The organism is Gordonia sp. NPDC003585, assembly GCF_040610755.1.
In the GTDB taxonomy this organism is placed as follows: domain Bacteria; phylum Actinomycetota; class Actinomycetes; order Mycobacteriales; family Mycobacteriaceae; genus Gordonia.
The window spans coordinates 1-11338 of record NZ_JBEXMX010000118.1; the positions used below are offsets into that span (position 1 = coordinate 1).

The 11338-nt window shown below is 66.3% G+C and carries 12 protein-coding genes; 4 read left to right on the top strand and 8 right to left on the bottom strand.

Features of this window, described 5'->3' with window-relative positions; genetic code table 11:
• Nucleotides 1-756, top strand: a 756-nt coding sequence (locus tag ABZW74_RS22580; RefSeq protein WP_355279520.1) for a LuxR C-terminal-related transcriptional regulator, incomplete at its 5' end; no start/stop codon positions are given.
• Here the strand turns inward: ABZW74_RS22580 and ABZW74_RS22585 are convergent.
• A complete protein-coding gene (locus ABZW74_RS22585) occupies nucleotides 748-1173 on the bottom strand; it encodes a DUF6325 family protein (protein ID WP_355279523.1) in 426 nt (141 codons plus the stop codon). The two genes, ABZW74_RS22580 and ABZW74_RS22585, sit on opposite strands and share 9 nt — an antisense overlap.
• Nucleotides 1174-1332: 159 nt before the next feature.
• Between ABZW74_RS22585 and ABZW74_RS22590 the strand changes: the two genes are divergently transcribed.
• Nucleotides 1333-2214: a LysR family transcriptional regulator gene (locus tag ABZW74_RS22590; RefSeq protein WP_355279525.1), complete on the top strand. Its 882-nt coding sequence runs from the start codon at nucleotides 1333-1335 to the stop codon at nucleotides 2212-2214.
• A gap of 24 nt (nucleotides 2215-2238) precedes the next feature.
• On the opposite strand, the gene ABZW74_RS22595 is transcribed toward ABZW74_RS22590, so the two are convergent.
• The 4 genes from ABZW74_RS22595 to ABZW74_RS22610 all read right to left on the bottom strand — a co-directional run bounded on the left by ABZW74_RS22595 (nucleotide 2239) and on the right by ABZW74_RS22610 (nucleotide 5731).
• Complete coding sequence (locus tag ABZW74_RS22595; protein ID WP_355279528.1) at nucleotides 2239-3387, bottom strand: acyl-CoA dehydrogenase family protein; 1149 nt, start codon at nucleotides 3385-3387, stop codon at nucleotides 2239-2241.
• 14 nt (nucleotides 3388-3401) lie between these two features.
• Entirely contained in the window at nucleotides 3402-3995 is a 594-nt protein-coding gene (locus tag ABZW74_RS22600; RefSeq protein WP_240856322.1) for a TetR/AcrR family transcriptional regulator, read from the bottom strand.
• Nucleotides 3996-4068: 73 nt separating this feature from the next.
• Complete coding sequence (locus tag ABZW74_RS22605; protein WP_240856252.1) at nucleotides 4069-5262, bottom strand: acetyl-CoA C-acyltransferase; 1194 nt, start codon at nucleotides 5260-5262, stop codon at nucleotides 4069-4071.
• A 148-nt stretch (nucleotides 5263-5410) separates the two neighbouring features.
• Nucleotides 5411-5731, bottom strand: a complete 321-nt coding sequence (locus ABZW74_RS22610) for a putative quinol monooxygenase (protein WP_240856251.1) — start codon at nucleotides 5729-5731, stop codon at nucleotides 5411-5413.
• Nucleotides 5732-5882: 151 nt separating this feature from the next.
• Between ABZW74_RS22610 and ABZW74_RS22615 the strand changes: the two genes are divergently transcribed.
• A complete protein-coding gene (locus tag ABZW74_RS22615) occupies nucleotides 5883-6842 on the top strand; it encodes a hypothetical protein (protein ID WP_355279532.1) in 960 nt (319 codons plus the stop codon).
• A 323-nt stretch (nucleotides 6843-7165) separates the two neighbouring features.
• Nucleotides 7166-7336 carry a hypothetical protein gene (locus tag ABZW74_RS22620; RefSeq protein ID WP_240856249.1) on the top strand — a complete coding sequence of 57 codons (171 nt, stop codon included), beginning with the start codon at nucleotides 7166-7168 and terminating at the stop codon, nucleotides 7334-7336.
• A 197-nt stretch (nucleotides 7337-7533) separates the two neighbouring features.
• Here ABZW74_RS22620 and leuA read toward each other — a convergent pair whose 3' ends face one another.
• The 3 genes from leuA to ABZW74_RS22635 all read right to left on the bottom strand — a co-directional run.
• Nucleotides 7534-9384, bottom strand: coding sequence for a 2-isopropylmalate synthase (gene leuA, locus ABZW74_RS22625; RefSeq protein ID WP_240856248.1), 1851 nt, complete (start codon nucleotides 9382-9384; stop codon nucleotides 7534-7536).
• A gap of 186 nt (nucleotides 9385-9570) precedes the next feature.
• Nucleotides 9571-10137, bottom strand: coding sequence for a nitroreductase family protein (locus tag ABZW74_RS22630; protein WP_240856247.1), 567 nt, complete (start codon nucleotides 10135-10137; stop codon nucleotides 9571-9573).
• Nucleotides 10138-10147: 10 nt separating this feature from the next.
• Nucleotides 10148-11338: MFS transporter (locus tag ABZW74_RS22635; protein WP_355279536.1), on the bottom strand; the 1191-nt coding region annotated here is incomplete at its 5' end.

Consider the following 11338-nt stretch of genomic DNA (forward strand, 5'->3'; position numbering starts at 1 on the left):
GTCGTCCGCGGCGATGTGTTCGCGGCGCGAGAGGCGCGAGTGCGGCTGACCGCAGTGTGTGCCGCGGCGGGCGCCCTGCCTGACCTGTTGCGACGGTGGTCGCATGTTGCCATGACCGACGTCGACCTGATGGAAGGCGCGGCGACCGATTCGGTGCTCGTCGAACCGCCCGAGGGTGATGACTACGCCGCCGCCCTGGAACGTACGCTGCTGGCGCAGTTCTACTTACGGACGGGCCACCCGGAGGAAGTCTTTCGTGTGCTCGGCAACGCCGCACGGTTTGCTCCGTACCGGGTGATCGCTGCCAAGGCCGCGGTGCTCGGAGCCGTTGCGGCTCATATGCTGCGTCGCGACTCCGATGCGCTCGTACGGATCGGCGAGGCCATCGCGCTGGCGGAACCGGTGGGTGCGGTGCGACCATTCATCGTCGGCGGCCCCTCGGTTCCGAAGCTGCTTGAGCGATATCACGTTGTCGGAGAACGAAATCAACGCTTTGTCGAGCATGTCTTGGAGCAATTGGCCGACGGTCCCCGCCGTCCGATCGAGGACGACGAGTCGGCCGACAATCACCTCACCGAACGAGAACTGGCCGTTCTCCGCTATCTTCCGACGATGTACAAGGCCGCCGAGATCGCGGCAGATCTGTTTGTTTCGGTGAACACCGTGAAGACGCACCAGCAATCGATCTACCGCAAGCTCGGGGTCTCCACCCGCCGCGCCGCCGTCGAGCGTGCCCGCGAGCGAAATCTACTCTGAGGCGAGGGCCGACACAATCGCCCGACCGGGAATACGGCCGCGCGCCACCAGCTGCGCGCCGCTTGCACGTGCCGCCCTGGTGAAGGATGCGGTCGACAGGTATTCCCACACGATGACGGCGGCCGAACGTCCGGGCGAGATGGACGACGCCAGGTTCTCCACATCCTCCCAGGCGAGGAGTTCGGCAGTTGTGCCATCGAGGACCGTGAGTCCGCTGTCGACGAGTTCTTCGACCTCGACGACGTCGATCTCGCCGGTGTCGCGGCGCGAGAACACCAGGAGGTCGAGAATCCTAATGGTGCCGTCCCGTACGAGCGCGGCGAGCTCGATTGTCATGGCGTTGCCGAAAGATGTTGTACTGTCCGGGAATTCATAGACAACGTAATCCACAGGTCCGAGTTCGGTCGAATCGGGCATCGAACCTCCTCGGCGGTTGTGTGTACCCAAGTGTCGAGGTAGCCGGGTCCGATGTCCTCATCCCGATCGGGTGAACGGGGTGCTGCGCGCAACCGAACGACTCGGATCCGCGGTTAAGCATCATCGAACGGTCTTCGGTGGTTGACGTAGCCTTTCTTCATGGACATCAAGAGGTTGCGCATCCTGCGCGAGTTCGCCGACCGCGGTTCGGTGGGCGCGGTGGCCGACGCCATGCATCTCACGCCGTCGGCGGTGTCGCAGCAACTGAAGGTCCTGGCACGCGAGGCGGGCGTCGAACTCGTCGAGCAGGACGGTCGGCGTATTCGTCTGACCCCGGCCGGACGGGCGCTGGTTCTGCGTGCCGATGAGGTGATCGCCGTGATCGAGCGCGCACAAGAGGAGATGGCGTCCTATCGCGGTGGCAATGCGCTTGTCCGGCTCGCGATGTTCCCGTCCGGATCGACGCTGCTGCTGCCCACAGTGCTCGACGGTGCGGCCGCGGCCGGCATCGACATCGACGCGTCGCACCTCGACGTGGGCTATCCCGAGGCGCCACCGGCGCTCGCCGACCATGACGTGGTCGTCACCCACCGCGACGAGCGAACCGCGTCGGTCAGGTTGCCGCGGGTGGTGGTGACAGAACTGATGCGCGAGCCTGTTGACGTGATTGCCTCCGGGGCATCGGAACTGGCTCAGCGTGATTCGGTATCGGTGTCGGAGCTGGCCGATTTCGACTGGATCTCCGTCGAGGGTGGCTTCCCGGTCGACGATGTGCTTTTGTCGATCTCCGCGATCACCGGAGTGGCTCCACGGGTGACGCAGCGAATGCTGGATTTCACCACCATCGAGGCATTGGTTGCGGGCGGTCATGGGATCGCCCTCATGCCACGCTATGCCGTGCGTCATCCCGGGGTGAGAAGGCTTGAGCTGAAGGGTGTTCGGGCCGCGAGGGTGTACGAGGCGCTGACCCGTCCGGGTGGCCGCAGTGCTGTCGGAAGCGTCGTGGGCCTACTCCGCGAAGCCAGTGACCTCGCGAAGTAGCGCCCCCGACCCGTCGACCGGGCGTTACAGGCCCAGATCCCGACCGATGATGTCCTTCATGATCTCGGTGGTGCCGCCGAAGATCGTCTGGATGCGAGAGTCCTTGTAGGCGCGGGCCACTCGGTACTCGTTCATGTAGCCGTAGCCGCCGTGCAACTGCACACAGGCGTCGATGACGCGCTTGCCGAGTTCGGTGCACCACCACTTGGCCTTGGACGCATCGACGGCCGACAGATCGCCGTCGAGGACGGCCTGCAGGCAGCGGTCGATGTAGACCTCGGCGAGGTCGAGCTCGGTGGCGAGCTCGGCCATCACGAACCGGTTGTGCTGGAAGGTTCCGATGGGCTTGCCGAATGCCTTGCGGTCCTTGACGTATTGCAGCGTCTCGTCGAAGATCGCGCGGGCGCCGGCGATGGCGCCGATGGCGATGGAAAGGCGCTCCGACGGCAGGTTCTGCATCAGGTGGTAGAAGCCCTTGTTCTCCTCACCGAGGAGGTTCTCCTTGGGTACACGCACGTTGTTGAAGTTCAGCTCGGCGGTGTCGGCCGACTTCAGGCCCATCTTGTCGAGCTTGCGGCCGCGCTCGAAGCCCTCCATGCCACGTTCGACGACGAGCAGCGAGAACGCCTTGTGTCCGGCGCCCGGATCGGGGTTGGTGCGGCAGACGACCACCACGAGGTCGGAGTTGATGCCCGCCGAGATGAAGGTCTTAGCGCCGTTGACGATGTAGTCGTCGCCGTCCTTCCTGGCCGACGTCTTGATGCCGGCGAGGTCCGATCCGGCTCCCGGCTCGGTCATGGCGACCGCGAGAATGGTTTCACCGGTGGCAATTCCGGGCATCCAACGCTTGCGCTGCTCCTCGTTCGCAAGGTGCAGGAAGTAGGGGGCGAGAACGTCGTTCTGCAGGCTCAGGCCCGGCGCGGCTCCGTCGAACTTGGCGAATTCTTCGACGACGACCGCGTTGAATCGGAAGTCCTCGCTGCCGCCGCCACCGAACTCCTCGGGGATGTTGAAGCCGAGCAGTCCGGCGTCGCCGGCCTTCTTGTAGATCTCGCGATCGACCTGGCCGTTGGCCTCCCACTCGTCGTTGTGGGGTGCGCATTCACGAGCGAGGAACTCCCGTGCGGTTGCCCGCAGTGCCTCGTGGTCTTCGTTGAAGATGGTGCGCTTCAATGTGATTCAACTCCTCAGATAGGTGCTAGGACAACGGATGTGTTCGGTTGGGCGCCGACGGCGCGCATGGAGGTGGCCGCGTAGGACTGGGCCACCTGAGTCGGGGTACGGGCGCCCCCTGGCCGATACCAGATCGAGACGGCCTGGCAGGCGCCGAGCAGATAGCGCAGGGTTTCCTTGATGTCGCCGTCGATGTGGAAGTCGCCTGCGTCCAAACCGCGTTGGAGGATGCCTTCCACGAGGTCCTCCATCTCGGTCCGAAGCGCCACATACTCCGCGCGCTGCGGGTGATCGTGTTCGACGTATCGGAATTCGCCTGCGGTGCTGGCCAGTTCGAGATCGGCTGTCATATGCAGCACGATGGCCTCGATCGCATTCGAGAGTTGCCCGGCGGGTGTGTCTGCCTCGGCGATGGCTGCACGGACCCGGCTCAACACCGCGTCCATCGCGGCCTGCAGCACTGCGACCAGCATGCCCTGCTTGCTCTCGTGGTGGTAGTACAGCGTCGGCAGGGAAACGCCTGCGCGGGCAGCGATGTCGCGGGTAGAGGTGCCGTGGAAGCCGCGCTCGTGGAACGCGCTCTTGGCGGCGGCCAGGATCGGCGACAGGGCAGTGGGTTCGGTGCTGCGCCAGCCACCGGGCGGGAGCCCGGCGGCCGGTGACGTCTGTGCGGTGATGGTGTCAGACACGTTCGATGATGGTGGCGTTGGCCATGCCCGCGCCCTCGCACATGGTCTGCAGGCCGTACCGTCCGCCGGTGTCCTCGAGGTGATTGACGAGCGTTGCGAGGAGCCGGGTGCCCGACGAGCCGAGAGCATGTCCGAGCGCGATGGCGCCGCCGCGCGGGTTGAGCTTGGCCGGGTCGGCGCCGAACTCGTGCGCCCAGGCCATCGGCACCGGCGCGAAGGCCTCGTTGACCTCGTAGGCGTCGATGTCGTCGATCGTGAGTCCGGCCCGGTCGAGAAGCTTGTGGGTGGCCGGGATCGGCGCGGTGAGCATGAAGACCGGGTCGTCGCCGGCGAGGGCGAACGTGTGGAACCGAGCGCGGGGCGTGAGGCCCAGCTTGGACGCCATGGTGTCGCTCATGATCAGCGCGGCCGACGCGCCGTCGGTCAGCGGCGATGAGTTGCCCGGCGTGATGTGCCAGTTGATCTCGGGGAAGCGCTGGGCGTAGGCCTCCGAGTAGAACGACGACTTCAGGCCGCCGAGTCCTTCGGCGGTCGTGGAAGCGCGGATCGTCTCGTCGACGCGGTGGGTGGCGGTGTTCCCGTCGGCATCGACGACGTCGATCGGCAGGATCTCACGGTCGAAGAATCCGTCGGCTGTGGCCTGTGCGGCACGCTTGTGTGACTCGGCGGCGAAGGTGTCGAGTGCCTCGCGGTCGAGCTTCCACTTCGCCGCCACCAGCTCTGCGGAGATGCCCTGGCCAACCAGGCCGTCGGGGTAGCGTGCGGCGATACTCGGGCCGTGCGGTTTCTGGCCTGCGACGGAGAAGCCCATCGGCACCCGGCTCATCGATTCGACACCGGCTGCGATCACCACGTCGTACGCGCCGGCGATCACGCCCTGAGCGGCGAAATGGGCGGCCTGCTGGCTGGAGCCGCACTGCCGGTCGACCGTGGTGGCCGGCACCGACTCCGGGAATCCGGCCGAGAGCAGGGCGGTGCGGGAGATGTTCAGGGCCTGCTCACCGGCCTGCCCGACGCATCCGCCGATCACGTCGTCGACGAGGGCGGGGTCGAGGTCGTTGCGTTCGACGATGTTCTTGAGGACGTGGGCGAGCAGTTCGACGGGCTTGGTCTCCGACAGGGCGCCGCCGGGCTTGCCCTTTCCGGAGGCGAGGCGGGCGACGTCGACGATGACGGCTTCGGGCATGAGCAGGTCCTCTCAGAAGAACGATGAATCGCCTGACTACAGCGGAATCGGCCGGAATCCCGGTACCGATCTAACGCTCGTTCTACTGGTCTAGCACGTACTCAAGCGCGGAGACAACACCTGGGTCGAAAATCGACAACCCGTGTGGTCAGATCGCGCCCTTGCCGGCATCCCCGGCCGGGACGGCGGTGAAGGTCTTGACGTCGAGCGGGCCGGCGAGGAGGTCGCCGATCGCCGCGCCGAGTTCGGTGAGCGCCGGCGCACCACCGTGCGTGCCGAGCGCCTCGATCGATTGCCAGCGCTCGATCATCACCAGATCGGTCGAATCGCCCGTCGCCTCGTGCAGCGCGTACTTCTCGCAACCCGGTTCGTCGTGGACCTTCGGGATCGCCGCGAGGATGGCTGCCCGAACCTTGTCCTCTTCACCGGGCTTGGGAGAGATGGTCGCGACGACGATGACTTCGGACATGGGTGAGTTCGCTCCTGACGTGGATCAACGCCCGGACGAGGGTCCAGACGTCGATCACGCTAGGCGATCCGCGGGGTCCCCTAGGCGGAATTCGCGAGATGTCCCGGCAGGCGGACGGAACCGGATCGGGCCGAGGTGCGTCCAAGTGAACATGACCGACAACAATCTCAAGCTCCCCGCCCTGGTGTCCGAGTGGCTCGCTGCCGGAGACCGGACCACCGAGATCTTCACCGATACCGTGCACGTCAATCGGACACAGTGGAACGCAGAACTGTCTGCTCACGGTTTGCCTGAACTGACTGCCGATCGGATCTCTCGCCGTGACCTGTTCCGCATGGGCGAGGACGCCGTCAGCAGCCCGGACGCGGCCATCTCGCTGCTCTGGCACACCGTGGCGTTCTGCCAGGGCCAGAAGATGACCGACGCCAAGCGCCGCATCGCCGCGGTCGCTGCAGATCGCGACCACCTCGGTGCCCTCCTCATGCGCACCGCGACGACGAGTCGGACCGATCCTGCCGAGGCGTACGCATTGCTCAAACCTGAGCGCATCGGCAATGTCATCGCGCGGCTCGGCCCCACCGGATTCACCTGGTACCTCTACTTCGCGGGTGCCGGCGCCCCGCACCATCCGTGTCAGCCGATCGACGCCAAGATTGCCCGCACCCTGAGGTGGGCCGGCTGGCGGACAGTGCGTGACAACAGCTGGGCGGCAACAGAATATGCGGCCTACACGCGGCTGGTCGACCGCTGGCGGGTCGAGGCCGGTACCGATCGGAACGACGTCATCGTGCGCGGCCTGTTCTCGGTGTCACCGCCGACCGACTGGGACTATCCGTGGCAGAACTGGGACGACCGCGAAACCTGGAACAGTGATGATTGGATGCACGGACCGCTGAGCGAGAGCGATCTGAAGCAGATCTATCACTGGCTGGCGCTCATCGCCGACATGTACCCGATGTCGACTGCGGCATATGACTTTTCGACGATCGGGGAGAAGACCAAGAACGCTGTCGGCGGGTCGATCGGATCGACATCGCCGCGCCTGCGCGTCGTCGGCGATCCGTACGACGAGCGCGACAGCTTCCGAGGGCGACTCGGGAATCGGTCGTAGGCGTCATGCCAGCCCAGGTTTGGGCGACTCTTCTCGTCGGAGCGGTGGGATTCGCCGGTGGCATAGCTGGTTTGGTTCAACGAACATATGCCGACCGCCGGGCGGAATGGTGGCGTCGCGCTACTTGGGTGTCGATCACACCTTGTCCGACGACGTTGACGCGCAGATCGTCGGCTTCGACGTGCTGGCGAAGCTGCAGCGGTCGAGGTTGGCAAGTCGCGCCGATCGTAGAGTCTTCGCAGCATGGGGTAGCCCGCAGGCTCTGGCATACGAGGGTGACAGCGGAGATCTTCCGACCTCATACTGGCACGTGAGGAGGCATCATGACCAGGACAGAAGCCAGCCCTTCACCCGCCGCGGGTGGACGTCGTCGCGTGCGCCCACTTGTGGTGCGTCAAGCGGCGGCTCGCATGGTGATAGCCGCCAACGAAGCGAATGGCGAGCCTACCGACCCTCGGATTCTCGCCGTTGCTCGAGGCGACGACGGCAGCTGAGCAGCGGGTTCTCTCGGGCGGCACAATCGGACGGCCATCTGCAACACCGATGATGGGCCGGACACGGCGGACGGGGATCGCTCGTCTCGGTGCCATGTCCGGCCCAACCCGACACGGTGCAGGCAGGGGTCACCCGCGCACCGTGGGTCTTGGGAGCCACCGCGAAGGTGGCATCGAAGGTGTTGTCTTACAGGGCCTTACGGTGCCCAGGTGCGCGGCGCGGCGCCGCTGTCGGCCTCCACCGGTGCGCTCACCCGGTAGGCGCGGTTCACCGCGGAGACCACGGCGCGCAGGCTGGCGGTGGTGATCGACGACGCGACGCCGACACCCCACACCGTCTCACCGTTGACCTCGGCCTCGACGTACGCTGCTGCGCTCGCGTCTCCGCCGGCGGTCAGCGCGTGCTCGCTGTAGTCGAGCACGCGGACCTCGTAGCCGACGGTCGAGAGCGCGTCGACGAACGCGGCGAGCGGGCCGTTGCCGGTGCCGGCGATCTCGCGTTCGTTGCCTTCGACCTTCACGATCGCGGTGATGTTGTCGTCGCCGCCGTCGACCTCGGCCGCGTCGACCCGCTGGCGCATCCGCTCGAGCGGCCAGATCGGCTGAAGGTAGTTCTCCGCGAAGACATCCCACATCTCCTTGGGATTGACCTCGCCACCCTCGCCGTCGGTGATCTTCTGGATCTCCCGGCTGAACTCGATCTGCAGACGGCGTGGCAGGTTCATGCCGTGGTCGGCCTTCATGATGTAGGCGACGCCGCCCTTGCCGGACTGGCTGTTCACGCGGATCACGGCTTCGTAGCTACGGCCGACGTCCTTGGGGTCGATGGGCAGGTAAGGCACCTGCCACAGGATGTCGTCGACGTCCGAGTCGGCGTCGTCGGCGTCGATCTTCATCTGGTCGAGACCCTTGTTGATCGCGTCCTGGTGGCTGCCGGAGAAGGCCGTGTAGACCAGGTCACCGCCGTAGGGGTGGCGTTCGGGGACGTTCAGCTGGTTGCAGTACTCCACCGTGCGACGGATCTCGTCGATGTCGGAGAAAGAGATCTGCGGGTCGACACCCCGGCTGAACAGGTTCATGCCCAGGGTCACCAGGCAGACGTTTCCGGTGCGCTCTCCATTGCCGAACAGGCAGCCCTCGATGCGGTCGGCGCCCGCCTGGAAGCCGAGTTCGGCTGCGGCGACCGCGGTTCCGCGATCGTTGTGCGGGTGCAGACTCAGGATGATCGAGTCGCGACGCTCCAGGTTGCGGTGCATCCACTCGATCGAGTCGGCATAGATGTTGGGGGTGGCCATCTCGACAGTGGCGGGCAGGTTGATGATCATCGGGTTCTCCGGGGTGGGAGCGATGATCGCGGTGACCGCATCGCACACATGCTTGGCGTAACTCAACTCGGTGCCCGTGTAGGACTCCGGTGAATACTCGTACCGCCAGTTGGTGTCGGGGTACTTCGCCTGTTCGGCCAGCACCTTGTGTGCCGCGTCGGTGGCGATCTTGGTGATGGCGTCGCGGTCGGCGCGGAACACCACGCGACGCTGGAGCACCGACGTGGAGTTGTAGAAGTGCACGATCACCTTGTTGGCCCCGCGGCACGCGTCGAAGGTGCGCTCGATCAGTTCGTCGCGGCACTGGGTCAGGACCTGGATGGTGACGTCGTCGGGGATGGCGCCGTCCTCGATGATCTCGCGGACGAAGTCGTAGTCGGTCTGGCTTGCCGAGGGGAAGCCGACCTCGATCTCCTTGTAGCCCATCCGCACCAGCAGGTCGAACATGCGGCGCTTGCGCGCCGGGCTCATCGGGTCGATCAGCGCCTGGTTGCCGTCACGCAGGTCGACCGCACCCCACATCGGGGCCTTGGTGATGACGTTGTCGGGCCAGGTGCGGTCGGGGATGGCGATCGTCTCGACCTCGTCGGCGAACTGCCGGTAGCGATGCACGGGCATCGCGGAACCGCGCTGGGTGTTCCAGGCGGGTTGCCCCTCGGGGATGGGTCCCGCGGGTTCGATGATGCGGCTTGCGCCGGAAGTGAAGGTATCTGCTGCAGCCATGATGGTCAGTCTCCGGATGAAAGTGGAAAGTGACCGGCGCGTGAAAAGGCCCCGCGACGGAGGGCCGGTCGATTCAGACCCCGCCGCGGCAACCGAGAAGGAGTGCACGCTGCATGTGCGTCACCATACTCTTTGCCACCCGCGACGATCAAATGCGGTTCCGGCGCCCATCCGTGCGCAACGGTCTCAGGAGTCGAAGGGTTCACCCCATGTGGTGCCGAACGCCACCTCGGACAACGGCAGTCGTTCGCGCGGCCACGCGTCACGTTCGCGGATCTCGGGTGGAAGAGTGTCGGGGTCGTCGGCCAGCCGACCGACGGCCAGCACCACGAGCGGGCGCTTGTCATGCGGGATGTCGAACCGTTCGGATGCGGCGGCGGCGTCGAATCCGGCCATCGGATGCCCGTGCAACCCCAGCGCCCGTGCCTGGACCAGCATCTGCGACAACGCGAGGCCCAGGTCGACCGCGCCGTAGGTGTGCGCCTTCGCGTCGTCGGGATCGTTGGTGGTGCACAGCAGGATGAACGCGGACGCGCGAGGCGCCCACCCGATGTTGCCGCGATTCAGGGTGCCGGTCAGCCGCGTGAACGTGTCGTCGCCCCGTAGCCCGACGACGAACCTGAGCGGCTGGATTCGGCCCCACGTCGGCGCCCACCGTCCGGCGTCGAGGATCTCGGTGATCTCAGACGCCGAGACGGTGGCGGTGTCGTCGTAGCCGCGCGGACTCCAGCGACTCTCGATGAGTTCGTGCACGCGGCCGAGACTAGTGGGTGTTCTTCCGCGGCGTGCGCATGACGAAGGTCAGCACCACACCGAGGACGGTCAGCGCGATCACTGCGGCGAGTGACGCGGCGTGCATCCCGTCGACGTATGCCTGACGTGCCGCGTCGGCCAAAGCCGTTCCGCCGTCGCCCATGTCGAGAGCGCGATGCAGGGTCTCGCCGAGCGTGTCACCGAAGTCCCAGCCCCCGGAGCTCTCCCGGAACACCAGCGTCGCCAGCGACCCGAGCAGTGCCAGCCCGAGCGCCGTGCCGAGTTCGAAACTGGTCTCGGAGATGCCCGACGCCGCGCCCGACCGCTCGACCGGAACCGACCCGACCACCACGTCGGACACCAGGCTGAACTGGATGCCGTAGCCGATTCCGGCGATGGAGGTGAAGACCAGGTAGATCCAGATCGGGCTCGACGTGGTGAGCAGGAGCAGCCCCAGGTTGCCGGCCGCGGCCAGCGCGACGGAGCCGACGAAGGCCGCACGCGTGCCGATGGCGTCGGCGGCGCGCGTCGCACCGAGGGAGAACACCGCCACCGCGACAGCCATTGGAAGTCCGGCGAGCGCTGCGGACAAGACGTCGTGCCCCATCACCGACTGCAGGTACACGCTGGTGAGATACGCCATCCCGCCGAGCGCCATCATGCCCACGAGGGCTACGACGACGGCGGCGCTGAACTGGGCGTTGCCGAACAGTCGGACGTCGAGCAGCGGGGCGCGGGTGTTGCGCTGGTGCACGATGAACACCACGAGCATCGCCAGGCCGATCACACCGATGACGACCGGGCCGGTGGCGACACCCTCGGCGGCCATCGTCTTGACGGCGTACACCAGCGGCAGGATGCCCAGCATCGACAGTCCGACGCCGACGAAGTCGAAGGGGTCGGAGGTGCGAGCGCGATACTCGGGAATCAGGCGCGGCCCGAGGATGAAGAGGACGGCCAGCACCGGCACGTTGATCAGGAAGACCACGCCCCACCAGAAGTGGTGCAGCAGAACGCCTCCCAGCACGGGTCCGAGGGCGCTACCGCCCGCGAAGGCGGCCGTCCAGACGCCGATGGCCCGTCCGCGCTGTCGGGCGTCGGGGAACATGTTGGCGATCAGCGACAAGCTCGACGGCATCAGCGTCGCACCGCCGACGCCCATCAGCGCGCGAGCGGCGATGAGGACCGCGGCGCTGGGTGC

Bases quoted from the DNA above. Each gene is read 5' to 3' on its own strand.
- ABZW74_RS22620 (WP_240856249.1), top strand. From the start codon at position 7,166: ATGACCAGGACAGAAGCCAGCCCTTCACCCGCCGCGGGTGGACGTCGT.
- leuA (WP_240856248.1), bottom strand. From the start codon at position 9,384: ATGGCTGCAGCAGATACCTTCACTTCCGGCGCAAGCCGCATCATCGAA.
- ABZW74_RS22605 (WP_240856252.1), bottom strand. From the start codon at position 5,262: ATGCCCGAAGCCGTCATCGTCGACGTCGCCCGCCTCGCCTCCGGAAAG.
- ABZW74_RS22585 (WP_355279523.1), bottom strand. From the start codon at position 1,173: ATGCCCGATTCGACCGAACTCGGACCTGTGGATTACGTTGTCTATGAA.
- ABZW74_RS22610 (WP_240856251.1), bottom strand. From the start codon at position 5,731: ATGTCCGAAGTCATCGTCGTCGCGACCATCTCTCCCAAGCCCGGTGAA.
- ABZW74_RS22615 (WP_355279532.1), top strand. From the start codon at position 5,883: ATGACCGACAACAATCTCAAGCTCCCCGCCCTGGTGTCCGAGTGGCTC.
- ABZW74_RS22590 (WP_355279525.1), top strand. From the start codon at position 1,333: ATGGACATCAAGAGGTTGCGCATCCTGCGCGAGTTCGCCGACCGCGGT.